The organism is Ornithinimicrobium sp., from assembly GCF_051004135.1.
Classification (GTDB): domain Bacteria; phylum Actinomycetota; class Actinomycetes; order Actinomycetales; family Dermatophilaceae; genus Ornithinicoccus.
This window is the reverse complement of record NZ_JBPCKQ010000172.1, coordinates 1-24,405: the sequence shown is the minus strand read 5'-3', so window position 1 is coordinate 24,405 and position 24,405 is coordinate 1. Positions and strand designations below refer to the sequence as shown.

The 24,405-nt window shown below is 70.3% G+C and carries 28 protein-coding genes and 1 pseudogene; 20 read left to right on the top strand and 9 right to left on the bottom strand.

The window, feature by feature from the left end; translation table 11 throughout:
• The coding region (gene rpsB / locus ACR2FV_RS11905; protein ID WP_434015908.1) for a 30S ribosomal protein S2 at positions 1-922 on the top strand (922 nt) is incomplete at its 5' end.
• Between the two features lie 77 nt (positions 923-999).
• Entirely contained in the window at positions 1,000-1,836 is an 837-nt protein-coding gene (tsf, locus tag ACR2FV_RS11900) for a translation elongation factor Ts (protein ID WP_434015907.1), read from the top strand.
• 85 nt (positions 1,837-1,921) lie between these two features.
• On the opposite strand, the gene nadC is transcribed toward tsf, so the two are convergent.
• The 5 genes from nadC to ACR2FV_RS11875 form a co-directional block, all read right to left on the bottom strand.
• Positions 1,922-2,776 carry a carboxylating nicotinate-nucleotide diphosphorylase gene (nadC, locus tag ACR2FV_RS11895; RefSeq protein WP_434015906.1) on the bottom strand — a complete coding sequence of 285 codons (855 nt, stop codon included), beginning with the start codon at positions 2,774-2,776 and terminating at the stop codon, positions 1,922-1,924.
• A complete protein-coding gene (locus tag ACR2FV_RS11890) occupies positions 2,773-4,407 on the bottom strand; it encodes an L-aspartate oxidase (RefSeq protein ID WP_434015905.1) in 1,635 nt (544 codons plus the stop codon). The genes nadC and ACR2FV_RS11890 overlap by 4 nt, the downstream gene beginning before the upstream one ends.
• On the bottom strand, positions 4,404-5,378 hold the full coding sequence (gene nadA, locus ACR2FV_RS11885) for a quinolinate synthase NadA (RefSeq protein WP_434015904.1): 975 nt from the start codon (positions 5,376-5,378) through the stop codon (positions 4,404-4,406). The genes ACR2FV_RS11890 and nadA overlap by 4 nt, the downstream gene beginning before the upstream one ends.
• A 109-nt stretch (positions 5,379-5,487) precedes the next feature.
• Positions 5,488-6,057, bottom strand: coding sequence for a hypothetical protein (locus ACR2FV_RS11880; protein ID WP_434015903.1), 570 nt, complete (start codon positions 6,055-6,057; stop codon positions 5,488-5,490).
• A gap of 168 nt (positions 6,058-6,225) precedes the next feature.
• Positions 6,226-7,128, bottom strand: a complete 903-nt coding sequence (locus ACR2FV_RS11875) for an NUDIX hydrolase (RefSeq protein ID WP_434015902.1) — start codon at positions 7,126-7,128, stop codon at positions 6,226-6,228.
• Positions 7,129-7,350: 222 nt separating this feature from the next.
• Here ACR2FV_RS11875 and pyrH point away from each other — a divergent pair, with 222 nt between their 5' ends.
• From pyrH to rlmN, 4 genes are all read left to right on the top strand, one after another.
• On the top strand, positions 7,351-8,061 hold the full coding sequence (pyrH, locus tag ACR2FV_RS11870) for a UMP kinase (protein ID WP_434015910.1): 711 nt from the start codon (positions 7,351-7,353) through the stop codon (positions 8,059-8,061).
• A 77-nt stretch (positions 8,062-8,138) separates the two neighbouring features.
• On the top strand, positions 8,139-8,705 hold the full coding sequence (frr, locus tag ACR2FV_RS11865) for a ribosome recycling factor (protein ID WP_434015901.1): 567 nt from the start codon (positions 8,139-8,141) through the stop codon (positions 8,703-8,705).
• 19 nt (positions 8,706-8,724) lie between these two features.
• On the top strand, positions 8,725-9,609 hold the full coding sequence (locus ACR2FV_RS11860) for a phosphatidate cytidylyltransferase (protein WP_434015900.1): 885 nt from the start codon (positions 8,725-8,727) through the stop codon (positions 9,607-9,609).
• Positions 9,610-9,640: 31 nt separating this feature from the next.
• A complete protein-coding gene (gene rlmN / locus ACR2FV_RS11855) occupies positions 9,641-10,807 on the top strand; it encodes a 23S rRNA (adenine(2503)-C(2))-methyltransferase RlmN (protein WP_434015899.1) in 1,167 nt (388 codons plus the stop codon).
• Positions 10,808-10,859: 52 nt separating this feature from the next.
• On the opposite strand, the gene ACR2FV_RS11850 is transcribed toward rlmN, so the two are convergent.
• Positions 10,860-11,180 (bottom strand): hypothetical protein, encoded by a 321-nt coding sequence (locus tag ACR2FV_RS11850; protein WP_434015898.1) that lies wholly within the window; start codon positions 11,178-11,180, stop codon positions 10,860-10,862.
• Positions 11,181-11,309: 129 nt separating this feature from the next.
• Between ACR2FV_RS11850 and ACR2FV_RS11845 the strand changes: the two genes are divergently transcribed.
• The 4 genes and pseudogenes from ACR2FV_RS11845 (at position 11,310) to ACR2FV_RS11830 (ending at position 12,677) form a co-directional block, all read left to right on the top strand.
• On the top strand, positions 11,310-11,591 hold the full coding sequence (locus ACR2FV_RS11845) for a hypothetical protein (protein WP_434015897.1): 282 nt from the start codon (positions 11,310-11,312) through the stop codon (positions 11,589-11,591).
• Positions 11,592-11,845: 254 nt separating this feature from the next.
• The gene (locus ACR2FV_RS11840; protein WP_434015896.1) at positions 11,846-11,971 is read left to right on the top strand and encodes a hypothetical protein; all 126 of its coding nucleotides are present in this window, start codon (positions 11,846-11,848) and stop codon (positions 11,969-11,971) included.
• 83 nt (positions 11,972-12,054) lie between these two features.
• Positions 12,055-12,288: pseudogene (locus tag ACR2FV_RS11835) on the top strand (class I SAM-dependent methyltransferase); the annotation flags it as partial.
• A 104-nt stretch (positions 12,289-12,392) separates the two neighbouring features.
• Entirely contained in the window at positions 12,393-12,677 is a 285-nt protein-coding gene (locus tag ACR2FV_RS11830) for a hypothetical protein (RefSeq protein WP_434015911.1), read from the top strand.
• Position 12,678: 1 nt separating this feature from the next.
• Here ACR2FV_RS11830 and ACR2FV_RS11825 read toward each other — a convergent pair whose 3' ends face one another.
• Positions 12,679-13,071 (bottom strand): GNAT family N-acetyltransferase, encoded by a 393-nt coding sequence (locus ACR2FV_RS11825; RefSeq protein ID WP_434015895.1) that lies wholly within the window; start codon positions 13,069-13,071, stop codon positions 12,679-12,681.
• A 108-nt stretch (positions 13,072-13,179) separates the two neighbouring features.
• Between ACR2FV_RS11825 and ACR2FV_RS11820 the strand changes: the two genes are divergently transcribed.
• Together ACR2FV_RS11820 and ACR2FV_RS11815 are read left to right on the top strand one after the other, a co-directional pair.
• On the top strand, positions 13,180-13,428 hold the full coding sequence (locus tag ACR2FV_RS11820; protein ID WP_434015909.1) for a type II toxin-antitoxin system Phd/YefM family antitoxin: 249 nt from the start codon (positions 13,180-13,182) through the stop codon (positions 13,426-13,428).
• The gene (locus tag ACR2FV_RS11815) at positions 13,425-13,685 is read left to right on the top strand and encodes a Txe/YoeB family addiction module toxin (protein ID WP_434015894.1); all 261 of its coding nucleotides are present in this window, start codon (positions 13,425-13,427) and stop codon (positions 13,683-13,685) included. The genes ACR2FV_RS11820 and ACR2FV_RS11815 overlap by 4 nt, the downstream gene beginning before the upstream one ends.
• A 130-nt stretch (positions 13,686-13,815) precedes the next feature.
• On the opposite strand, the gene ACR2FV_RS11810 is transcribed toward ACR2FV_RS11815, so the two are convergent.
• Positions 13,816-14,694, bottom strand: coding sequence for a helix-turn-helix transcriptional regulator (locus ACR2FV_RS11810; RefSeq protein ID WP_434015893.1), 879 nt, complete (start codon positions 14,692-14,694; stop codon positions 13,816-13,818).
• 155 nt (positions 14,695-14,849) lie between these two features.
• Here ACR2FV_RS11810 and ACR2FV_RS11805 point away from each other — a divergent pair, with 155 nt between their 5' ends.
• Positions 14,850-15,059, top strand: coding sequence for a hypothetical protein (locus tag ACR2FV_RS11805; protein ID WP_434015892.1), 210 nt, complete (start codon positions 14,850-14,852; stop codon positions 15,057-15,059).
• 85 nt (positions 15,060-15,144) lie between these two features.
• Here the strand turns inward: ACR2FV_RS11805 and ACR2FV_RS11800 are convergent, their stop codons facing one another.
• Positions 15,145-16,347 (bottom strand): LOG family protein, encoded by a 1,203-nt coding sequence (locus ACR2FV_RS11800; protein WP_434015891.1) that lies wholly within the window; start codon positions 16,345-16,347, stop codon positions 15,145-15,147.
• Between the two features lie 82 nt (positions 16,348-16,429).
• On the opposite strand from ACR2FV_RS11800, the gene ACR2FV_RS11795 reads away from it, so the two are divergent.
• The 7 genes from ACR2FV_RS11795 to ispG form a co-directional block, all read left to right on the top strand.
• Positions 16,430-18,340 (top strand): propionyl-CoA synthetase, encoded by a 1,911-nt coding sequence (locus ACR2FV_RS11795; protein ID WP_434015890.1) that lies wholly within the window; start codon positions 16,430-16,432, stop codon positions 18,338-18,340.
• A 115-nt stretch (positions 18,341-18,455) separates the two neighbouring features.
• Positions 18,456-18,770 (top strand): hypothetical protein, encoded by a 315-nt coding sequence (locus ACR2FV_RS11790; protein ID WP_434015889.1) that lies wholly within the window; start codon positions 18,456-18,458, stop codon positions 18,768-18,770.
• Complete coding sequence (locus ACR2FV_RS11785) at positions 18,767-19,957, top strand: WXG100 family type VII secretion target (protein WP_434015888.1); 1,191 nt, start codon at positions 18,767-18,769, stop codon at positions 19,955-19,957. Before ACR2FV_RS11790 ends, ACR2FV_RS11785 begins: the two co-directional genes overlap by 4 nt.
• On the top strand, positions 19,954-20,868 hold the full coding sequence (locus ACR2FV_RS11780; protein ID WP_434015887.1) for a hypothetical protein: 915 nt from the start codon (positions 19,954-19,956) through the stop codon (positions 20,866-20,868). Before ACR2FV_RS11785 ends, ACR2FV_RS11780 begins: the two co-directional genes overlap by 4 nt.
• On the top strand, positions 20,861-22,069 hold the full coding sequence (gene dxr / locus ACR2FV_RS11775; RefSeq protein WP_434015886.1) for a 1-deoxy-D-xylulose-5-phosphate reductoisomerase: 1,209 nt from the start codon (positions 20,861-20,863) through the stop codon (positions 22,067-22,069). The genes ACR2FV_RS11780 and dxr overlap by 8 nt, the downstream gene beginning before the upstream one ends.
• Before the next feature lie 57 nt (positions 22,070-22,126).
• Complete coding sequence (locus ACR2FV_RS11770) at positions 22,127-23,455, top strand: M50 family metallopeptidase (protein WP_434015885.1); 1,329 nt, start codon at positions 22,127-22,129, stop codon at positions 23,453-23,455.
• Between the two features lie 35 nt (positions 23,456-23,490).
• Positions 23,491-24,405, top strand: a 915-nt coding sequence (gene ispG / locus ACR2FV_RS11765) for a flavodoxin-dependent (E)-4-hydroxy-3-methylbut-2-enyl-diphosphate synthase (protein ID WP_434015884.1), incomplete at its 3' end; no start/stop codon positions are given.

The window sequence follows — 24,405 nt, the reverse complement described above, 5'->3', positions numbered from 1 at the left end:
CATGACCGAGCGCAATGGCATCTACATCATCGACCTGCAGCAGTCGCTGACCTACCTCAACGAGGCCTACGACTTCGTCAAGCAGACCGTGGCCCACGGCGGCACGATCCTGTTCGTCGGCACCAAGAAGCAGGCCCAGGAGTCCATCGCCGAGCAGGCGACCCGGGTCGGTATGCCGTATGTCAACCACCGTTGGCTCGGTGGCATGCTCACCAACTTCGGCACCGTGTCCAAGCGGCTCACCCGGCTCAAGGAGCTGGAGGAGGTCGACTTCGACGACGTGGCCGCCTCCGGGCGCACCAAGAAGGAGCTGCTGATGATGCGCCGCGAGCACGTTAAGCTCGAGCGCACCCTGGGCGGCATCCGCGACATGACCCGTGTGCCGTCGGCCGTGTGGGTCGTCGACACCAAGAAGGAGCACCTGGCCGTCACCGAGGCACGCAAGCTCGGCGTCCCGGTCATCGCGATCCTGGACACCAACTGCGACCCCGACGAGGTCGACTACAAGGTGCCCGGCAACGACGACGCGATCCGCTCGGTCACCCTGCTGACCCGGGTCGTCGCCGACGCGGTCGCCGACGGGCTGATCTCCCGCTCCGGTGGTGGTGGCACCGCCGAGGGCGAGGAGGCCGCCGAGCCGATGGCCGAGTGGGAGCGTGAGCTGCTCGGGGGCAGCGACGACACCGCGTCGAGCGCGCCTGCGGCAGCTGAGCAGACGGAGCCGAGCGAGGTCGCGGCGGCCGAGCAGACCGAGCCCACCGAGGCGCCGACCGAGACCGAGGTGGCCGAGGAGACCGCGGCGGTCGAGCAGCCGACTAGCGAGGTGCCCGTCGCCGAGGCGAGCCCCGAGGTCGTGCCCGGCGAGGAGGCCGCGCCGGCCGCGGAGTCCACCGAGGAGGCGGCGCCGGCCACCCAGGCCTGAGCGTCCGGGACACATCGTCCGCGCGGTACATCTGAACCGCGCGATACCACTGCGTAGCGAAGGAGCACATCTTTTCCATGGCGAACTACACCGCCGCAGACATCAAGGCGCTGCGTGAGCAGACCGGCGCCGGCATGATGGACGTCAAGAAGGCCCTCGACGAGGCCGACGGCGACACCGCCAAGGCCACCGACATCCTGCGGGTCAAGGGGCTCAAGGGTGTCACCAGGCGCGAGGGCCGCTCGGCCAGTAACGGGCTGGTCCGGGTCAGCGTCGAGGACGGCGTCGGCACCCTGGTCGAGGTCAACTGCGAGACCGACTTCGTGGCCAAGGGCACGAGGTTCGGCGAGCTGGCCGACCGGGTCCTGGCCCAGGCCGTCGCCACCGGCGCCACCGACGCCGAGGGCCTGCTGACATCTCAGATGGACGACAAGACCGTCCAGGAGGTGCTGGACGAGGCCAACGCCACGATCGGGGAGAAGATCGAGGTGCGCCGGGTGGCCCGGGTCGAGGCGGGCGACGGCGGCAACGTCGTGTCCTACCTGCACAAGACCAGCCCTGACCTGCCCGCTCAGATCGGTGTGGTCGTGGCGACCGCCGGTGGCGACGACCAGCTGGCCCGGGACATCGCGATGCACGTCGCCGCGTTCAGCCCCAAGGTGCTGTCCCGCGACGACATCGACGCGCAGACCGTCGAGCAGGAGCGTCGCATCGCCGAGGAGACGGCCCGCGAGGAGGGCAAGCCCGAGCAGGCGCTGCCCCGCATCATCGAGGGCCGGGTCAACGGGTTCTTCAAGGAGAACGTGCTGCTGGACCAGGCGTTCGCCAAGGACGCCAAGAAGTCTGTGGCCCAGGTCGCCCAGGAGGGCGGCGTCGAGATCACGTCGTTCGTGCGCTTCAAGGTCGGCGTCTGAGCGCCGCACCGTGAACGCCTCGAGGGGCCCCGATCCAGCTCTGGATCGGGGCCCCTTGAGATTCGCCGCTCCTTCTGTCGTTCTGCTACTCGGCGTCGAGTCCGATGTCGAGGGTCGGTGCGCTGTGGGTGATCCAGCCCGCGGAGATCAGGTCCACCCCGGCCTCGGCCAGGGCGGGCGCGGTCGCTGCCGTCACCCGGCCGGAGGCCTCCACGGTCATCGCGCCCCCTACCCGGCGCACCGCCTCGGCCGTGGTCGCGGGACCCATGTTGTCCAGCAGCACGGCGTCGACGGGGGAGGCCAGCAGCTCGTGGAGCTGTTCCAGGCTGTCCACCTCCACCTCGATCGCGACCAGATGCCCAGCGGTCTCGCGCGCCCGACGCACGGCCTCGGTCACGCTGCCGGCGACCGCGATGTGGTTGTCCTTGATCAGCACGGCGTCGTCCAGGCCCCACCGGTGGTTGACCCCACCGCCGCAGCGCACGGCATACTTCTCCAGCCCGCGCAGCCCCGGGGTGGTCTTACGGGTGCAGCACACGCGAGCCGAGGTGTGGGCGATGGCATCGGCGATGCCGGCCGTCGCGGTGGCGATGCCGCTGAGGTGCCCCAGCAGGTTGAGCGCTACCCGCTCGCCCGACAGCAGCGCCCGGGTCGGTCCGCTCACCTGCGCGATCCGCTCTCCCGGGTGCAGCCGGTCGCCGTCCTGCCGGTATGCCGTGAAGCCCACCCCGGGGTCAAGCAGGACGAAGACCAGCCGCGCAGCGTCCACGCCGGCCAGCACCCCTTCCTCGCGGGCAGCGAGCACGAAGGTATCGGCGTGCTCGGCGGGAACCACGGCGGCCGTCGTGATGTCGCCGGCCCGACCGAGGTCCTCACGCAGCGCCTCCCGCACCACGGGCTCGATGAGCATCGAGGGCAGGGGGGTGGGCGCCGCCCTCACGCGCTGGCCCGCACCGTGGCGACCTGGATATGCTCCTCGACCGCCGTCGGCGTGACCACGCAGACCGAGCTCGCGCGGTCCAGTCGGGCATAGGTATGCCGTGACACGTCTGCATGCGCCGGGGTGTCGTCGGAGGTGACCTGCTCGAGGGACCAGCGATGACCGCCGAGACTCTCGGGCCGAGCCAGGGCGGACGCGCACACCAGGAGGGCGGTCAGTCGCGCGTCGTCCAACGCGTCCGCGCCGACCTCGACGGCGACCCGCTGCCATTGGTCGACGAGCGCGCCCAGCGGCGCCGGGTCCCGCACGATGCCGAGCGTCGCGTCCAGGTGACGACGGACGTCAGCCAGCATCCCTTCATCCGTCGTCGGCCACCCCCCACCGATCTGGTGGGTCGCCGCCGGGTCGCTCACGGAGGGGTACGCCAGAGTCATCGTGGGGGCCGAGGGCACGCGGCCCAGGTCGGCGGCCACCTCACGGCCGCACACCACGGCTTCGAGCAGCGAGTTGCTGGCCAGCCGGTTGGCGCCATGCAGGCCGGTGCTGGCCACCTCACCGCACGCCCACAGGCCGGGGACGCTGCTGCCTCCGCGCTCGTCGACCAGCACGCCGCCGCAGTGGTAGTGCGCCGCAGGCCGGACCGGCAACAGGTCGCTCGCAGGATCGATCCCGGCGTCCGCGCAGGCCCCGGCGATGCCGGGGAAGTGCCGGGCGAAGTCGGCGCCGAGCGCGCCGCGGGCGTCGAGGAACGCCTGCTTGCCCTGCCCGGAGTGCTGCCACAGCGCCCGAGCGACGACGTCGCGGGCAGCCAGCGGATCGGACACCAGGGGCGCGCCGCCCGCATCGACCAGCAATGCTCCCTCGCCGCGCACCGCCTCGCTGACCAGCGGCATCGGGTCGCGGCCGACGTCCAGGACGGTGGGGTGGAACTGCACCATCTCCAGGTCGCGCAGCACCGCACCGGCTCGGGCGGCCAGCGCCAGCCCCTGCCCCTGCGCCCCCAACGGGTTGGTGGTGTGCGCCCACAACCCCCCGATGCCTCCGGTGGCGAGGACCACCTGCGATGTGGCCAGCGCGCGAGACTGCGTGCCGTCCTCGACGACCACGCCGCTGATCCGCCCCTCCTGGGTCAGCAGTTGGCGAGCCCGCACCCCCTCCAGCACCGTGATCGAGGGGGTGTTGTGCACCGCAGCCACCACGGCGCGCAGGATCTCGGCGCCGCTGCCGTCGCCGCCGGCGTGCACGATGCGGTGCCGGTCGTGCGCACCCTCCAGGCCCAGGGCGTAGCCGTGGCCGCCCCGATCGAACCGTGCGCCGAGACGCTCCAGCCACGCCACTGCACCGGGAGCCGCCGCGGTGATCCGCTGGACCACCTCGGGCTCGCACAGCCCGCCACCCGCCCGGATCGTGTCGGCGGCATGCCGGCCGGGGGAGTCGTCCGCCCCGAGTGCGGCCGCGATGCCGCCCTGCGCCCAGCCGCTGGCGCACGCGTCGCCCAACGCACCGGCGCTCAGCACGACACAGGGGCGAGGCGCCAGGCTCAGCGCCACGGTCAGACCGGCCAGCCCGGCGCCGACGATGACCGGCCGCGCGACGGTGGTGACCTTCCCCTGCGGCGCGACGGTCGTCATACCGCCAGCATCCGCTGCACGGCCGCACGCGCCCCGTCGGCCACGTCGTCCGCGATGGTGACCTCGTGCGTCATCGTCTCCAGCGCGGTGCGGATGCGGCCCAGGGTGATCCGCTTCATGTGCGGGCACAGGTTGCACGGGCGCACGAAGTCGATCTCGGGGTGCCGCGCAGCGATGTTGTCGCTCATCGAGCACTCGGTGATCAACGCCACCTGCCGGGGCGCCTGCGTGGTCACGTAGTCCAGCATCTGTGCGGTCGAGCCGGACAGGTCCGCCACATCGACCACGTCCGGCGGACACTCGGGGTGGGCCAGTACCACCACTTCGGGGTGGTCGAGGCGGATCTGGCGGATGTCGGCGGGGGTGAACTGCTCGTGCACCTCGCAGTGCCCCGCCCAGGTGATCACCTCCACCCCGGTCTGCCGGGCGATGTTCTGCGCGAGGTACTCATCCGGGATCATGATCACCCGGTCCACGCCGAGTGACTCGATGACCTTGACCGCGTTGCCGGAGGTGCAGCAGATGTCACTCTCGGCCTTGACGGCGGCGGAGGTGTTGACGTAGGTCACGACCGGCACGCCGGGGTATGTCGTGCGCAGGCCGCGCACGTCGGCGGCGGTGATCGACTCGGCCAGGGAGCAGCCGGCCCGCAGGTCGGGGATCAGCACGGTGCGGTCGGGGTTGAGCAGCTTGGCGGTCTCGGCCATGAAGTGCACGCCGGCCATCACGATGACGTCGGCGTCGACGGCCTGGGCCTCCCGGGCCAGGGCCAGGGAGTCGCCCACGACATCGGCGACGCAGTGGAAGATCTCGGGGGTCTGGTAGTTGTGCGCGAGCACGACCGCGTTGCGCGTCCGCTTCAGCGCCTCGATGGCCTGGATGTCGTCGTTGAGGCTGGGCCACTCGACCGGCGGGATCACATGCCGGACCCGGTCGTAGAGGGTGTCGGAGGAGATCAGGACCTCGGTCATGGGGACTCCCGGGGTGTCGGTGCCGGCCCGGTGCCGACGACGCCTGCACCTTAATGCTTATTGTGAGCATAAGTCCAATCGCTCGTTGCGCCTATCGGGGCGAGATGCCTCATCCTCCGGAGCGCAGCTCCGGCCGGTGCTCGGCGACCCGCTGGGCCGGCTGGCTCTTCAAGGGGTCGGCTCCGTAGCCGCCGGCGCAGGCAAGCGTCCGGAAACGGATCTGGTCGGCGCTCAGCCCCACGGCGGCGAGCGTGACCACGCTCGTCCCGACCCGGGCGTGGCCGACCAGCACGCCGTGCACCGTCGACACCGCACCGGTGCACACGAGGCCGTCGGCGAGCACGATGCTGGGGTGCCAGTCGGCCGTGGTCCGCGCCCGCTCGATGGCCTGCTCGACCTGATCGGCCGAGACGGCCGTCGGCAACGGGAGCCGGTTGCGGCGCAGCCCCTGGACCACGGCCTCCTCTCGCCGCTGCGACTTGTGCGGGAGTCGGGCCAACGAAGACGTCGCCACGACGACCGCACACCCCTCGCCGTCGGCCCACCCCAAGGTCACCTGCGTCGACGGCCCGCCGGCTGGACCTTCCCAGGAGGCGAGCCAGCGGAGGCCAGGCTGGTGGGCGGGCTGCAGTTGCGCAGCGTCGAACTCGATCAACCCGAAGGTGGAAGGACGGTACATACGTGTGGTTTCCCCCTGCTAGTCGTCGACGCCAATGCTCACTCTTGACTTCATTTGCCAAAGACATAACCTAACAGGATCAAATCGAAAGTAAAACGGGCGCTTAAAACCAGCAGATCAGCAGCGTGTCGTTCCTCTTCCGTGAGACTCAGCGAGTCGCCAGCAGGATCAGCCGGTGCGGGCCACCGGCAGCTTGGTCCCCGCGACCAACCGCTCGTCGAGGACCTCCCGGCGGAAGCGGAACAGCTGGGCCGGGCGGCCACCGGTCTCCACCTCGGTCGCACCGGTCTTCTCCACCAGGTCCTGCTGGAGCACCAGACGGCGGAAGTTCTGCTTGTGCACCGGCTGACCGGCCAGCGCCTCCACCACGTCCTGCAGCTGACCGAGAGTGAAGTCCTGCGGCATCAGCTCGAAGACGACGGGGCGGTACTGGATCATGCTGCGCAGCCGGGCCAGTCCGGTGGCCAGGATCCGCCGATGGTCCCGGGCCATCGGCATACCGGGTGCCGACGGGCCCCCTGGTCGGTGGTGGGCGGACTCCGGCACCAGCGCCGCCTCATACAACAGCTCGTAGCGCTGCAGGACCAGCTCGGGGCGCCACGGCCTGCCGTCCCATCCGAAGGTCACGATCGTCCGCAGCGTCCGCCGCTCCCGCTCGGCTGCGCCGGCGCCGCAGCCGGCCCACTCCCGCAGCGGCTGCTGGAGGCTCGCGGCGAGGGTGGCGCCGTCGGCGCGGCGGTCCTCCCACGGGAAGTAGGAGTACCAGCCGGCGAAGGCGGGGTCGTCCTGCTGCGCCCCGGTCAGGCCGAGGTAGGACACGGAGATCACCCGAGCGTCGCCGTCGTCGTGCGGGGCGTCGGCGAAGGTGTAGAGCTGCTCGACATACCCCAGCCGATGGCCGGTCTGCCGCTCCACCCAGGCGCGCAGCCCGGCCTGCATCGAGTGGGTGCCGGTCTGCAACGGCCCCCACGGCAGGCGCGTGCCGTCGTCGGCGGTCAGCACGACCGGCCCGCCCCGGGCCACCGCGACGGTGACCGCGACCAGCTCGGTGCCGACCCGTTGCTCGCTCACGGACATATCATGCCGGAGCCCTCGCGGCGCTGAGGTGTCCCGCCGCATGTGGCAGGATCGGGCCACCGCGCACGACCGACCGCCGGGAGGCCCTCGATGACCAATACCCAGGAGGAGATCACCGATCAACCGGTGCCCCTGTCCACGCTGCACGGTGTGCACCGGGTCGACGACGCCGAACCCACCGACCACCGGCAGCCCGGCGGGCGGGGTGAACAGGATATGCCGATGCGCCGGGTGCTGCTGAAGCTGTCCGGGGAGGCATTCGGTGGGGGCGCCATCGGGGTGGACCCCGACGTAGTGCGCGGGATCGCCCGGCAGATCGCGGAGGTGGCCGGTGAAGGGGTCGAGATCGCCGTGGTTGTCGGGGGCGGCAACTTCTTCCGAGGGGCACAGCTGCAGCAGCGCGGGATGGAACGCGCCCGGGCCGACTACATGGGCATGCTCGGCACGGTGATGAACTGTCTGGCTCTGCAGGACTTCCTGGAGCACGAGGGTGTCTCCACGCGCGTGCAGACGGCGATCACGATGGGTCAGGTGGCCGAGCCCTACATTCCTCGCCGGGCCATCCGGCACCTGGAGAAGAAGCGGGTGGTGATCTTCGGGGCCGGGGCCGGAATGCCCTACTTCTCCACCGACACCGTCTCGGCTCAGCGGGCGTTGGAGATCAAGTGCGACGCCGTGCTGATGAGCAAGCACGGGGTGGACGGGGTCTACACCTCCGACCCCCGGGTGGACGCGGACGCCGTCAAGCTGGACCGGCTCAGCTTCGAGGACGCGCTGACCCAGAACCTCAAGGTGGTCGACGCTGCGGCGTTCAGCTTGTGCATGGACAACGGGCTGCCGATGCTGGTCTTCGGGATGGACGGCGAGGGAAGCATCGCCTCGGCCATCCGAGGTGAGAAGATCGGCACACTGGTCACCGCCGACTGACCAGGCACCCGAGACAGGCCCCGGGCACGGCCTACCGGCCCCGCCACTGCATACCAGAAGGACGAGGAGCGACGACGATGTCCGAGACCACCGAGATGGCCCTGCTGGAGGCCGAGGAGAAGATGGACAAGGCGCTGGAGGTCGCCCGCGACGATATGGCCACCATCCGCACCGGCCGGGCCCACCCCAGCATGTTCAGCAAGCTGGAGGTCGACTACTACGGTGCGCCCACCCCGCTGCAGCAGCTCGCCTCCTTCCAGGTGCCCGACGCGCGCACCGTGCTCATCCAGCCCTACGACAAGGGCTCGATGACCTCGATCGAGAAGACCCTGCGGGAGTCCGACATGGGGGTCAACCCCAGCAACGACGGCCACCAGATCCGGATCGTGATGCCGCAGCTGACCGAGGAACGCCGCCGTGACTACATCAAGCTGGCGCGCACCAAGGGCGAGGACGCCAAGATCTCGGTGCGCAACGTGCGCCGGCACGCCAAGGACCAGATCGACAAGGCGGTCAAAGACGGTGACATCGGCGAGGACGAGGGCACCCGGGCCGAAAAGGAGCTCGAGGCGCTGACCAAGCGACATGCCGACGCCATCGACGAGGTGCTCAAGCACAAGGAGGCCGAGCTCCTGGAGGTGTGAGCCTCACCGGACGGATGTCATGACCGAGACCACATCACGACGCGCCTACCTGGCCAGCCTGCGGGCCGGTGCGGGCGACGGGGCGGCACCGGTGCCGTCGCGCGCCGGTCGCAACCTGCCCGTGGCCATCGCGGTCGGGGTGGGGCTCGTGGCCCTCTTCATGGGCACCGTGCTGCTCGCCAAGCCCGTCTTCCTCGTGATCGTGGTCGTGGTCGTGGGGATCGCCACCTGGGAGCTGATCGACTCTCTCGGCACCGGTCGGATGGACATCCCCCTGGTGCCCACCATGGTGCCCGCGCTGCTGCTGGTGCCGGCCGCCTACCTCGGCGGTGCCGAGGCGCTGGCCGTGACCTTCGTGCTCGGCGCTGTGGCCATCCTGGTGTGGCGCTCGGTACGGGGAACGGAGTTTGCCCTCCGGGACATCGCCGGTGGGGTCTTCGTACTGAGCTACGCGCCACTGCTGGCCGGGGTCAGCGCGCTGATGCTCGCCGAGCCCGACGGGGCGGAGCGGATGCTGACGTTCATCCTGGTCACCATCTTCAGCGACATCGGGGGATATGCCTTCGGCGTGCTCTGGGGGCGGCACCCGATGGCGCCGTCGCTGAGTCCCAAGAAGTCCTGGGAGGGCTTCGCCGGGTCGGTGCTCAGCTGCGCAGCGATGGGGATGGGCACCGTCATGGTGCTGCTGAGCGGACCGTGGTGGGCGGGGTTGGTGCTCGGTGTGGCGGTGGCGTGCTTCGCCACGGTCGGCGACCTCGCCGAGTCGACCCTCAAGCGCGACCTCGGCATCAAGGACATGGGCTCGATCCTGCCCGGACACGGCGGGGTGATGGACCGGCTGGACTCGCTGATCATGTCGATCCCGGTGACCTGGGCGCTGCTGACGCTCTTCGTGCCGGCTTGAGCACACCGCATACCTGAGAGACTGGGGGGTGATGAGCACCGACCTGCCGACCCCGACCGCTGCCGCCCCCGCCCCGGGCGCGCTGACCTTCCGCGCGCCCCGCCGGGGCAAGGCGCCGCAGCACCTGGCCGACCTCGACGTCGCCGGCCGCCGCGCGTGGGTCACGCAGCTGGGACACCAGGGGTTCCGTGCCGACCAGATCTCCCGGCACTACTTCGAGCGACTGGTCGATGACCCGGAGCAGATGACCGACCTGCCCGCCGCCCTGCGCGGTGACCTCGTGCAGACGCTGCTCCCGCCGCTGCTGAACCCCGTGCGCACCCTGTCCGCCGACGAGGGGGCCACCCTCAAGCAGGTGCACCGGCTGCACGACGGCGCCATGGTCGAGTCGGTGCTGATGCGCTACCCCGGCCGGGTCACGATGTGCATCTCCAGTCAGGCCGGGTGCGGGATGAACTGCCCGTTCTGCGCCACCGGACAGGCCGGGCTGACCCGCAACTTGTCCACGGCCGAGATCATCGAGCAGGTCGTGGCCGCTGCCCGGGCGATGCGGCACGGCGACCTGACCGGCCAGGACGCGCAGATCAGCACTGAGCAGGCGCTGCGGATCAGCAACGTGGTGTTCATGGGCATGGGGGAGGCGTTGGCCAACTACAAGGCCGCGGTCGGGGCGATCCGGCGGCTGGTGGAGCCCGCCCCTGCCGGACTGGGTATGTCGGCGCGCGGGGTGACCATGTCGACCGTCGGGTTGGTCCCGTCGATCGACAAGCTGGCCGCTGAGGGCATCCCGGTCACCCTTGCCCTGTCCCTGCACGCCCCCGACGACGAGCTGCGCGATGAGCTGGTGCCGATCAACACCCGGTGGAAGGTCGATGAGGCCCTCGACGCCGCCTACCGCTACTTCGAGGTGACCGGACGTCGGGTCAGCATCGAGTACGCCCTGATCAAGGACATCAACGACCACGCCTGGCGGGCCGACCTGCTGGGCGACAAGCTGGCCGCGCGAGGCAAGGGCTGGGTGCACGTCAACCCCATCCCGCTCAACCCGACCCCGGGCTCGAAGTGGACGGCTTCCCGGCCCGGGGTGGAGCAACAGTTCGTCGAGCGGCTGCGGGCGCACGGCATACCGACGACGGTGCGCGACACCCGGGGCTCAGAGATCGACGGGGCCTGCGGGCAGCTCGCCGCCACCGTCTGAGCGGCTCCGCGCGCCTGGCACGACACACCTCGCTCGGGCTCCGAGCTGGTTCTCAGTCCAGCAGGCGTTCGTCGAACGGGGCGGCCGACAGGATCTGCGGCCCGTCGTCGCCGATCACGGCGCGCTCCTCGAGCTTGACCCCTTCGGCCCCACTGGGTGCCCCGACATACGACTCGATGTTCATCACCATGCCCGTCACGAGCTCACCGTGCTGTGGGCCGTCGAAGAGCACGCCCGGGAACTCATCCCCCATGCCGGTGCCATCCGCGTTGAACGAGTAGCGCAGCGGGTGGAACTCGGCCGGTAGGCGCAGGCTGAGGCTGCGGGCCAGATCCTCCGGCGAGGCAGCAAGCGCGTTGCGGTCTCCATTCATTTGCGCATGCGAATATTGTCCTTTTGCATACGCAACCGTAGTGGGTTTGTCAGAATGTCGGCGTGACCGGCATCGGCATCGCCCACAACCAGCGCGAGCAGCCGCTAGCGGGTCAAGATCGCCAACCCCGTGGTGGCCCACCGGCTGGAGCAGCTGCTGGATCTTGCCCAGCAAGCGGCCGCTGGTACAAGCGACGACGTCGAGACCCGGCTGGCGGACATCGAGGTGATGAAGTCGACCGTCTCCTCCCGGCTGAGCAGTGCGACACACCGGGCACCGGCCCGAGAGGGCGCGGTCGAGATGCTGCGCGGACTGGCATCCTCAGCGGAGCTGAGGCAGGCTGCGGATGCTGCGCCGCACTCTGCGCTCGCCGCCCTCCTACGCGAGGCAGCGCGTGGGGGGCAGGCGTGAGCGCGATCATCGCCGGTCGAGTGCGGCTGATCGCGCCGATCGGCGAGGGGTCCATGGGTACGATGTGGCGGGCGAGCGACCTGCGCTCGGGGGATGGGGGAGACCGTGGAGGCCAAGGTGATGCGGCAGTCCGACGCCGCCGGCCTGGTCCACTGCGACGTCAAACCGGCCAACCTGCTGCTCCGGAGTGTGGGGGCGGCGCCCATCCGGACCCCAGGTCGGACCTGTATGTCGTCGGTCAAGTCGGGTGGGAGATGCTGCTGCTGGCCGCGCTGCCGCGCAGGCTCACTTCGGTCGACCCGGCTCACCGACCGCAGAGCGCTCGCGAGGTTCTGGCCGCCCTGCATACCCCGGTCCTGGCCTGGCAGGAGTTGCGGTGATCGCGCTGCTCGTCCTGCTCTGGTCCCTCTGGCGGATCCTGGGATGAGCGGAGTGACCGACGGTGACCCCGTGCGTGCGGCCTATGACGTGCTTGCCCCGGACTATGCCGCCCAGTTCAGGTCCACGGAGCCCGACCCAGCCGATCGACCTGGCCATGATCGACCACTTCGTGGGGCAGCTCGGCGAGGCGCCGGACGTGCTGGACGCCGGCTGCGGGACTGGCCGGATGTCGCGCTACCTGACCGACCGGGGTTGCCAGGTCAGGGGGATCGACCTGTCAGCGGGCATGATCCGGATGGCCCGGCGGGATCACCCGGACATCCCGACCGACGTGGGCACGATCACCGAGCTCCCCTTCGAGGACGGGTCCTCGACGGGCTGTTCTACTGGTACTCGATCATCCACCTGCCCGACGCCGCCGTGCCGAAGGTGTTCGAGGAGGCACGGCGCGTGCTGCGGCCCGGTGGGCAACTGCTCGTTGTTGCCTTCCAGATCGGTGCGGGGGAGCGCGACGTCGCCGGGGGACTGCGCCGGCGGGGGTATGACGTGAGCATGAGCCGCTATCACCGGTCGCCGGACGACGTGGCCACTGCACTGCGTTCGGCTTGTTTCGACGAACGCGCGCGGCTTGTCCGCTCACCTGCCGGGGGTCATGAACGTGAGGGTCAGGCCGTGGTGGTGGCCCGACTGGAGACGAGGGCTTGAGTCACTCGAGTGGCTTGACGAGGATGAGCGTGGCGGCGTACCCCTCGTCCTGGTGGGACTCCCCGACGGTCTTTGCCTCGAACAGTCGCACGCCCTCTTGGCGCAGGTCCGTCTCGATGGCCTCGACCGACGACGACCCGACACCGCGTCCTCGGGCGTCAGGACCGACGGCGATGAGATGGAGCTCTGCCGAGAGCGGGGTGTGTCGTTGGACGAGGGCGACGCCGATGACGTGGCCGTCCTGCGTAGCCAGGTAGCTGGGTTTGTCGGCAGCGGCCTGAACGTAAGCCAACGTGCTCTTACCCGAGGCGATGGGACCGATGACGACGACGAGGCGGGGTCGCACCGGCTCCGTCGATCGGGGCTCGTCCCGGGTGCCGTTGGTTGATCCCATGAAGTGAGTCAATCTCGTGCGGACCGCTGCGAACAACTTCTAGAACAAGCACGAGGGCGCTCGTCAGCCCCTCGCTGGTACCGTAAGTCGTACAAGAGGAGGATGATCATCTCCGTGACCGCCAGCGAAGCTCGTCGCACCCTGTTTCCGCTCATCGAGCGCGTCAACGTCGACCGTTCGGCGGTCGAGATCACCTCCAAGCGCGGCAACGCGGTGCTGATGTCTGCCGAGGACTATGCCGCGTGGCAGGAGACCGCCTACCTTTTCCGGTCCCCGGCCAACGCTCGCCGGCTGTTGGACGCCTACGAGGAGCACCTGGTCGGCGCGGCCGAGCCGCGTGACCTCGACCGGGCGTGAGGCTGGGCTTCACCAGTCACGCCTGGCAGGACTACTGCGCATGGCAGCGGCTGGACCGTGCCACGCTCAAGCGGATCAACCGGCTAGTCGACGACTGCCTGCGTGATCCGTTCGATGGGATCGGCAAGCCCGAGCGTCTCAAGTACGGCATCCCAGACGCCTACTCCCGCCGGATCACCGAGGAACATCGACTCGTGTACCTGGTAGACGGTGACGACGTAGTTGTGCTCCAGTGCCGTTACCACTACGAAAAGTAGTCTCTGCGCCGCATGGACGCGGCGAGCTGCCCACAGCTGGTCCAAATCTCCTGGAAGATCACGTGCATAACAAGCAGATGGGCGCGTCCGGCAGAGTCTCGAAATATGCTGCGGCCTGTCGCCGAACACATCACAGGTCGCCGAGACGTCCAGCCAACGGACCGAGCGAGCTCTCGACGATGTCGAGGACCAGATCGCGATCGATCCGGAAGTCCTCGTGCACCGCTAGACGTGCTGCAAGCCGTCGCCACTGTCCGCGAAGGCCACGCCAACCGCTGCCACGCGGCTTTGTACGTGCAGGCGGCCGTAGCTGTTCTCCAGGTGCTTTGCGGACGGTCCCGGGAGAGATGCTGAGCTGGTTTGCGACCTGTTGGTTCGTCATACCCTTCTGGACCAAGCCCAGGATCTGGCGCTGCCGCTCGGTCAGCGGCGGCTCCACCGGAGGAACGACGGAGCGCAGAGTCCGCAGGAGCAGCGGCTGCAGGTGCGGCTGCAGCAACCGCACCAGGAAGGTGTCCAGGTCACCGAACGGCGGACCCTCACCGCGCCTGATCAACAGGCGCAGGTTTATGCCGGGCCCGCACGGCGAGGCCGCCAGGATTTCGTCGTACACGTCCGGAAAGACCTCCATGGTCATCGGGTTACGGGCCAATTCCCACTCGCTGTAGAACTGTCGATCGGAGATCACCATGGGCTTGTTCAGGCGGTCTGGGAGCGAGCACGAAGAGGACTCGTAATACTTCCAGAACGGATCGTCAGAGTCGTCCCCGACCTCGTAAAGACCCTCAGTGATGTACTCCTCACCGTCCGTCCACTGGAGGTGTCGGGACCGCCGGGCAGCGCCGTTCAGGTCGAGGAAGGTGGCGGAATCACCGCCTATCAGATTGCGGACCCGGTCCAGCACCGCGAAGGTCACGTCTACCGCCGAGCTGCCCGAGGCGTCGTTGGCGACGTCGACGATTTCCCGCAGCCGATCGAGGTCGAAACTGGTGATGGTGGTTCTGCTCATGGCGGCCTCCAGGCCTGGTGCAGCCATGCTACTCCCGGCTCACCGGCGGGGGCATACGCCGAACGTCGTATTCCGCGGGGGGGTGAATGCGAGAACGCTGAGTGCAGCGCAACCACCAGGGTGCGCAGCAGTGCACCTTAGATCGGAGCGGTCCCATGAACAAGACCTCGGCACTTCGCCCCTTGGTGGCGCTGGCCGCCAGCTCGCTTCTCCTCGGCACGGTGGTGCTGGCCGACTCCGCGGGCGAAGCCCGCCAGCAGACCGTTGCCGGCGCGGTGGGCACGGCCGTCTTCTGCGGGTCGCCGCTGCCCGACAACCCGAAAACCGGCATCAACCGCGGACCGCTGTTCCGGCACGCGGAGTGAGTGCTCGCGCCCCGGTGCCCGATGCCCGTCAGGGCGCCGGGCACCGACGCTGCCGTCTCTGATGTCGGGGACTGCTGGTTTGAGGTCACGGGTGGCGGATGGCTGGTGCAAGGTGCGGGAGCACGTCTGCCACGTCGTCGACCAGGTGGATCGAACCGGCCATGGCTCGATCTCGGGCCAGCGCCTGCAGCAGCGGCCAGACCGGCAGCTCCTCGCGCCAATGTGCCTCGTCGACCAGGACCACCGGGGGCAGCGGCCGGTCGACCTCGTAGTAGAGCCGGGTGGCCATCTGGAAGACCTCCTGCACCGTGCCGGCCGCGCCCGGCAGCACGACCAGACCGCCGCTGCTGTGCTCGAGCAGCAGATCCTCGCGCAGCGCGTTGGAGAAGAACTTCGCGATGCGGTCGCCGAAGACGTTGGGGGGCTCGTGACCGTAGTACCAGGTCGGGATGCCCACCGAGCGTTCGGTGCCGGTCGTCCGGGGCCGGTCGTGCCAGCGGGTCACCTCCAGGGCCAGCTGCACCCACGCGGTCAGGTCCTCGGCGAAGTCCGGCACCCGGGCCAGCCGCTCCAGAGCCGCCGAGAGCTCGGTGTCGCCGTCCGCCCACGCACCCAGCTGGGCTGCCTCCATGGCCCCGGGTCCGCCGCCGGTGAGCACGAGATGTCCCTGGTCGGCCAGGGCGTGCCCGAGCCGGGCCGCGCCGGCATACGCAGCGCTGCCCCGTGACCAGGCGTGACCGCCCATCACCCCGACCGGTGAGCGATCCAGGGTCAGTGCGGCCAGGGCGTCGCTCATCGCGTCGTCGTGGATGGCCCGCAGCAGAGTGACGTAGGCGTCGTGGCGCAGCTCGGCGTCCTCGGCCCAGGCGTAGGCCCGGGCGTCCGGCGTGTGCTCGTAGCCGTGCTCGACCAACCCCTCGTAGAGCTCGGCGGCCGTGTAGAGCGAGCCGCGGTAGGGGCGCACCGGCGCCGACGGGTCGGTGGGGAAGACGACCGCGCCGTGCTCGCGCAGGTGCTCGGCGAGGGAGGCCGGCACCGTCCCACCCAGGACCACCAGGCCGTGCAGGTCGGTGCGCAGCAGCATTGACTCGGCCAGGTCGCGCAGATCGAGATCCTGCAACCGAAGCCCGCCCAGTCGCACACCGGAGTCCAGGACGTCGCGCAACCGCGCTTCGGTCTCGATCTCGGGAGTGTCACCGGGTGGCAACGGGGGCCGGTGTGACCGGGGCTGCCGTGCGTGGCCCCAGGGCGCCTGCGGGTGCCGAGACGCATTTGTGGCGGACGACATACCCGCAGGGTAGTGCGGTGCTGGACGGTATGCCGGACCTGCGGGTCTGGCGTCAGGGCGCACCAACCAGCACGATGGAGGGATGAGTGACTACCGCGCAATGGTGCAGCGAGCGTTGGCCGACCCGGAGCACTTCTGGGGGGAGGCCGCACAGGGCATCAGTTGGATCAACGCTCCGCGCCGGGCGCTGGACGACGACGCGCCGCCGTTCTACCGGTGGTTCCCCGGTGGCCGGCTCAACATGTGCTTCAACGCGCTGGACCGGCACGTGGTGCACGGTCGGGCCGACCAGACCGCGTTGATCTACGACAGCCCGGTCACCGGCACGACCCGCTCCTACACGTATGCCGAGCTGCTCGACCTCGTCGCGCGCTTCGCCGGCGTGCTGCGCGACCTGGGGGTCGGCAAGGGCGACCGGGTGGTGATCTACCTGCCGATGGTCCCCGAGTCCGTGATCGCGATGCTCGCCTGCGCCCGCAGCGGAGCGGTCCACTCGGTCGTGTTCGGCGGGTTCGCGCCCGCTGAGCTGGCAGCGCGCATCGAGGACGCCGAGCCCGTCGTGGTCGTCTCGGCTTCCTGCGGCATCGAGCCCACGCGCGTCGTGCCCTACAAGCCGATGCTCGACCAAGCCCTGGCCCGGTCGGCCCACCAGCCGCGGCACTGCGTCATCCTGCAGCGCGAGCAGCACCCGTGCGAGCTGGAGGAGCGCGACCTGGAGTGGGCACAGCTCATGCGCCCCGGCGTGGTGCAGCCCGCGGAGTGTGTGCCGGTCGAGGCGACCGACCCGCTCTACGTTCTCTACACCTCCGGCACCACCGGTCGGCCCAAGGGGATCGTCCGGGACACCGGCGGGTATGCCGTGGCGCTGCGCTGGTCGATGGAGCACCTCTACGGCCTGGCGCCGGGGGAGACCTGGTTCTGTGGGTCCGACGTCGGCTGGGTGGTCGGACACTCCTACATCGTCTACGGCCCGCTGCTGACCGGCGCCACGACGGTGCTCTTCGAGGGCAAGCCGATCGGCACCCCCGACGCCTCGGCATACTGGCGGGTGCTGGCCCAGCACCAGGTGGTGGCCGCGTTCAGCGCTCCCACAGCCATCCGGGCGATCAAGAAGGCCGACCCGGACGCCGCCTTGCTGGCGGATCATGACACGAGCCTGCTCCGTGCCTTCTATCTTGCCGGCGAGCGCCTGGATCCGGACACCTGGGAGTGGCTGGGCGACACGCTCGGCGTGCCCATCGTCGACAACTGGTGGCAGACCGAAACCGGGTGGCCGATCGCGATCACCCCGACGGGGTTGGCGGACCTGCCGATCAAGCCCGGGTCACCCGGTCCGGCCACGGCGGGCTACGACGTGCGAGTCCTGGACGAGCGTGGCCAGGACGTGCCGGCCGGCACGGAGGGCGCGATCTGCATCCGGCTGCCGTTGCCGCCGGGCACCCTGCCGACTCTGTGGGGCGACGACCAGCGGTATGTCGACTCCTACCTGTCCGCCTACGAGGGCTACTACCTGTCCGGCGACGGCGGCTACGTGGACGAGGACGGTTACCTCTTCGTCATGGGGCGCACCGACGACGTGCTCAACGTCGCCGGGCACCGGCTCTCGACGGGCTCGTTGGAAGAGGCCCTGTCGGGTCACCCGGCGGTGGCCGAATGCGCGGTCATCGGGGTCGGCGATGACCTCAAGGGCCAGGTGCCGCGAGCGCTGGTCGTGCTGAAGTCCGGCGTCGACGTGCAAGAACACGGTGGTGTGCCGGGACTGCAGGCCGAGTTGGTGCGGCGGGTCCGGGACGAGGTGGGGGCGGTCGCGGCGCTGCGGCAGGTCGACGTCGTGGAGGCGCTGCCCAAGACCCGCTCGGGCAAGATCCTGCGCAAGACGATGCGACAGATCGCGGACGGTCAGGAGGCCATGGTGCCGAGCACCATCGAGGACCCGTCGGTGCTGGAGGCCCTCGGCCCGGTGCTGCGCGGGGCGGGAGAGCCCGGCTCCTGACCCGGTATGTCGTGGCCTGTGGACAACCGGCCACGCGAGTTCGCGATCCTGCCTAGGTTGATCTCGGGTGCCGCCGCCGTGGCGGCGCCGGACACGAGATGGCGGGGTGGTCAGGATGAGCGGCGCGCACACGATCCGCGTGCAGGCGAGCCGGGTGGAGTCCATGGCGGCACAGACCCGGCAGTCCGTGACCGAGCTGGCAGCGGCGGCCGACCGGGTGGGGTCGGCACTGCGGCAGGTGGCGGGCGCCGTGCCCGGCACCGGTCTGCAGTCGCGGGCCGAGGAGGCATCCGGTGCCTGGTCCAGCGGTCTGGCCGAGCTCGCCCGCGCTGGTGACTCGTTGGCGGTCGCCACCCGGGCCAGTGCCGAGGCCTATCGGCTCGTCGAGACGCGCGGCGTGCAGCGATTCACCGCAGAAGGCCTTCAGTGACCGCGCTGGTCCTGTCGCCGGGCGAGCTGCGACTGGCCGCGAGCGCTCTGGGGCGGGAGGCCGACGAGCTGCGCCGGCTGGCGGCGGTGGCACGCTGCACCGTGGCCGAGCCGGGCACCTGGACTGGGGTGGCGGCCGCCGCGCAGCGCAACGGCCAGCTGGCGTGGGCGCGGCTGCTCACGGAGTCGGTCGCCCCGCTGGACGACCTGGGCGACCTCCTCGCGAGGTTCGCAGCGGAGGTCGAGGAGGGCCAGCACCGCATCCGCCGCTGGATGGCGCGCAAGGACGAGGCGGTGCGCGAGCTGCTCGACGTGGAGCGGCTGCTGCGCAGCGCTGACGAGGCGGTCCGTGTGGAGCTGGAGCGCCGGGCGCATCAGGCAAGGCAGCTCATCGAGCACGCAGGCTCGCAAGCGGCCGATGCCGAGGAGTGGCTGCGCGGCCGGGCCGACGTGTTGGCCGGGATCGTGGCCGACTCGTGGCCCGGGCGTCTGGTCCAGGACCTGATAGCGCTCGACCAGGTGCGCAAGGGAGTCAAGGGCCTGGTCAGGGCCTGGCAGGTGGCGCTGGGCTCGCGCGAGCTCGTGCGGCTCGCCGTCCAGTTCGCCCGGGAGCAGGGCGTGGCTGCCCGCAAGATGCTCGTGGACTCCACGCGGTTGGCTGCCCTGGTGGTGCTGCGCTCACCCAAGGCGGTGAGCTTCGCGGCGCGGTTCGTGCACCCGACGACCTTCGTGGTGCTCACCGGGGTGGGCGCCGTGAGTGACGTCATGACCGGCGGAGGCTACGACGGGTGGCGAGGGGCGACGACGCGCGTCCTCGGCGGTGCGGCGCTGCTGGCCTTACCCGCGCTCGCCGTGCCGTTCCCGCCCGTGGTCGCGGCCGGCGGAATCGTGCTGACGGGCTACACAGCCTGGACGGCGGGCAACCTCATCTATGACAACCGGGTGCTGTTGGCCAGGGTGGGCCAGTTCGCGCTGCGCAAGACCGGCGAGGCGGCACGAGCGATCGAGCAGCGACTGGGCGACTGGACCAAGGACCACCTCAACCCCTTACCCGACCCTGACGACGCGCCGGGACTGCGCATCCCGTTGCCCATCAGGCTGCCCTTCCCGGGGGGTCCGGTCATCCCCATCTGGCTGGAGGAGTCGGACGTCAAGGAGTGGCTGCCCCGGGTCCCGGTGCTGCCGTGAGCACCGCTGCGTCGACGTCGCCAGGCTCGCAGGCATCGTCGGAGTCGGCGGCGCGCAGTGTGGTCGCTTCGCTGACCGATGAGGAGATCGACGTGCTGTGCGACGGGGACCACCACGTGGTGGTCCTGCCGCACCTGTCGTTGCTCGGCGAGCAGGAGACTCGAAGCGCTCGTCGGGTCGCCGAGCGATCCCTGGCGGCCCGGGGGTTGCTGCTGCCCGGCTCTGATGGCGGTCACGGGGGAGCGGACGACCGCGCGGACCGGACGGTGGCGGTGCATGAGCTGCTGGCTCCGCTGCTGCAGATGCGCCGCGGTGCTCCCGTTGTCGTGGTGCTGCACCGCACCCCGACCGCCGACCTGGCATCCACCGGCACGTCATCCCACGGGCCCGGTGGCGACGCCTCCCACCGCGACCCCGTGGACGGGATCACGGCCACCGCGCCGGGCACCCCCTCCTCACTCACCCGATACCTTTTCGTGCTGGACGGAGCGTGTGTCTGCGAGGACGTCACCGCACAGGGGGTGCACACCCTCTCGATGGCCCGGGTCGCGCACCTCGCCGAGCTGCTGACCGAGCTCCTGGTGCCACCCGGCGCGTGCGCACCGCCGGGCTCCGCGACGATCGTGGGGGACCCCACGGACCTGCCCTGGACCTTGCACCGCCTCGGTCACCCCACGGTGCTGGCCGAGTCGACCGTCCTGCACCCGTGGCTCGCGCCAGGGCAAGCTCCCGCGCGGCTGCTCGTCCTCGGCCCGGGTGGCTGCTACCACGCCGCACTCGGTGAGGTCAGTCGGTGGGTATGCCGCCCGGTGTCGCCGGAAGACCTGGTCCGCCTGCTCGTCGCTGAGGTCGGCGCGGCCGCTCGCCGGGTGGAGCAGGAGTCCACCGGCCACAATGGAGGGCGTGACTGACCAGCGCTCGCTCGTCCTGCTCGGCTCCACCGGCTCGATCGGCACCCAGGCCCTCGAGGTGGTGCAAGCGCACCCCGAGCGCTTCCGGGTGCAGGCGCTCAGTGCCGGGGGCAGTGACCTGCGGTTGCTGGCCGGACAGGCTGTTGCGCTAAGGGTGGACGCGGTGGGTGTCGCCGACTCCGAAGCCGGCCTGGCTCTGGAGCAGCTCATCAGGGACGGGGCCCGCGAGCAGGGGCGGGCGGCATACCGTCCCGACATCGTCACCGGCCCGGACGCGGCGCAGCAGCTCGCGGGGTCCGGGGCCGACGTCGTGCTCAACGGGATCACCGGCAGTGTCGGACTGCCCGCCACCCTCGCGGCGCTGGCCGCGGGCAGCACCGTCGCCCTGGCCAACAAGGAGTCCCTGATCGTCGGGGGGACGCTGGTCACCGACGCAGCCGCCCCTGGGCAGATCGTCCCGGTGGACTCCGAGCACAGTGCGATCGCCCAGTGTCTGCGCGGTGGCCGCGAGCACGAAGTCCGGCGGCTGGTGCTGACCGCCTCCGGAGGGCCGTTCCGGGGACGCAGCCGGGCGCAGCTGTCCGGGGTGACCTCGCAGGAGGCGCTGCGGCACCCGAACTTCGCGATGGGCACCATGGTCACCACCAACTCCGCGACTCTGGTCAACAAGGGCCTGGAGGTGATCGAGGCGCACCTGCTCTTCGGCGTGCCCTTCGACCGGATCGACGTCGTCGTGCACCCGCAGCAGCAGATCCACTCCATGGTGGAGTTCCACGACGGCTCCACCATCGCCCAGATGGGGCCGCCTCGGATGCTGGTGCCGATCGCCCTGGGCCTGTCCTGGCCGGAGCGGATGCCGGACGTCGACGAGCCGTGCGACTGGTCCACCGCGAGCAGCTGGGACTTCCACCCGCTCGACGACGAGGTGTTCCCGGCGGTCCGGCTGGCCCGGCAGGTCGGTGCGGCCGGCGGCACCTACCCGGCGGTCTACAACGCCGCCAACGAAGCGTGCGTCGCTGCCTTCCACGACGGCCGCATCGGCTTCACCGACATCGTCGACACGGTCGCCGCCGTGGTGCAGCAGCACGGCGACGGGAACTTCCCGGCTCCTTCAGCGGTTGATCTCAGCGTCGAGCGGGTGTTGGCAGCCGACGCCTGGGCGCGCACCGAGGCGGAGGCGCACCTGGTGGGCGACGCCTGAGGTTTGTCATGATGGTCTGCGTACCGACCGTGAGCTCGTGAAGGAGGAAGACGCCTGATGCTGCTCTACACCATCGGTGTGCTCATCATGATCGTCGGCGTCGCGCTGTCCATCGCGCTGCACGAGATCGGGCACCTGGTGCCGGCGAAGCGGTTCGGCGTCAAGTGCACGCAGTACATGGTCGGCTTCGGGCCCACGCTCTGGTCCCGCCGGCGCGGTGACACGGAGTACGGCGTCAAGGCCATCCCCCTCGGGGGATACGTCCGGATGATCGGCATGTTCCCGCCGCGCCCCCAGGACAACGGGCGGCTGCGCGCTTCCAGCACCGGTCGGTGGAGCCAGCTGACCGAGCAGGTCCGCGCGGAGTCCCTGCAGGAGGTCGGCCCGGGGGATGAGGACCGGGTCTTCTACAAGCTGCCGGTGTGGAAGCGTGTGGTCATCATGACCGGCGGCCCGGCGATGAACCTGTTGATCGCCGCGGTGCTGCTGACCGGCATCCTGACGATCTACGGCCTGCCGCAGCTGACGACTCAGGTGTCCTCCGTCGCGGCGTGCGCACCCGAGGACGTGACGGTCACCGAGTGCGAGGGCCAACCGCAGGCCCCCTCGCAGGCCGCCGGGTTGCAGACCGGTGACACCATCGTGGCCGTCGACGGCGAGCCGGTGCAGGACTGGACGCGTGCGTCATACCTGATCCAGAACGCCGGACCCCAGGTCGAGCTGCGGGTCGACCGGGACGGGACCGAGCAGACGCTGAGCGCCGACCTGGTCCAGCGCGACCGGCCAGTGCTGAGGCCGGACGGTGGCTACGAGGTCGACGCGGCCGGGGAGCCGGTGCTCGGGTCGGTCCGCTACCTCGGGGCCACCGGGTCCTTCGAGTACGTCACGCAGCCGATCACGCAGGCACCGGCCTTCGTCGGCGGAGCGATCGCCGACACCGCCGCGATCTTCCTCAAGCTCCCGGAGAAGATGGTGGGCGTCTGGCAGGCCGCCTTCGGCGATGCCGAGCGCGACATGGAGGGCCCGGTCGGCGTGGTCGGGGTCGGGCGGATGGCCGGCGAGGTCAGCTCGGGCGACCTGGGCCTGCTCGGTGAGTCCTTCGCGGCCCGGATGGTGCTGCTGCTGTCCCTGCTGGCCTCGCTCAACATCGCCCTGTTCGTCTTCAACATGATCCCGCTGCTGCCGCTGGACGGGGGGCACATCGCAGGCGCCCTGTGGGAGGGCGTCAAGAAGACCTGGGCCCGCGTGGCCGGCCGGCCCGACCCGGGCCCGGTCGACATCGCCAAGGCCCTTCCGGTGGCCTACTCCGTGGCGATCGGACTGATCGCGATGACCCTGCTGCTGGTCTACGCCGACCTGGTCAACCCCATCCGACTGACCGGCTGAGAGCGACGCCCGGGGGCGTGCGCGATACTGGTCCTATGACTGCTGGCACCCCCATCTCGCTCGGTATGCCGTCCGCCCCGCCCCCGGTGCTCGCGCCGCGCCGACCCACCCGCAAGATCAAGGTCGGCACCGTCGACGTCGGCGGTGACGCGCCCGTCTCGGTGCAGTCGATGACCACCACCCCGACCACCGACATCAACGCCACGCTGCAGCAGATCGCCGAGCTGACCGCCACCGGCTGCGACATCGTGCGGGTGGCCTGCCCCACCCAGGACGACGCCGAGGCGTTGCCGGCCATCGCGCAGAAGTCGCAGATCCCGGTCATCGCCGACATCCACTTCCAGCCCAAGTACGTCTACGCGGCGATCGACGCCGGCTGCGCCGCGGTCCGGGTCAACCCCGGCAACATCCGCAAGTTCGACGACCAGGTCGCCCAGATCGCCCGGGCGGCCAAAGACGCGGGCGTCTCGATCCGGATCGGCGTCAACGCAGGGTCGTTGGACAAGCGGATCATGGACAAGTACGGCAAGGCGACCCCTGAGGCACTCGTCGAGTCGGCGGTCTGGGAGGCGTCGCTCTTCGAGGAGCACGACTTCCACGACTTCAAGATCTCCGTGAAGCACAACGACCCCGTCGTGATGGTGCGAGCCTACGAGCTGCTGTCGCGGGCCGGGGACTGGCCGCTCCACCTCGGCGTGACCGAGGCCGGGCCGGCGTTCCAAGGCACCATCAAGTCGTCGGTGGCGTTCGGAGCCCTGTTGGCACAGGGGATCGGCGACACGATCAGAGTCTCCCTGTCGTCGCCACCGGTCGAAGAGGTCAAGGTCGGCTTGCAGATCCTGCAGTCGCTCAACCTGCGGGAACGCAAGCTCGAGATCGTGTCCTGCCCCTCATGCGGGCGCGCGCAGGTCGACGTCTACACGCTCGCCGACCAGGTCACGGCGGGCCTC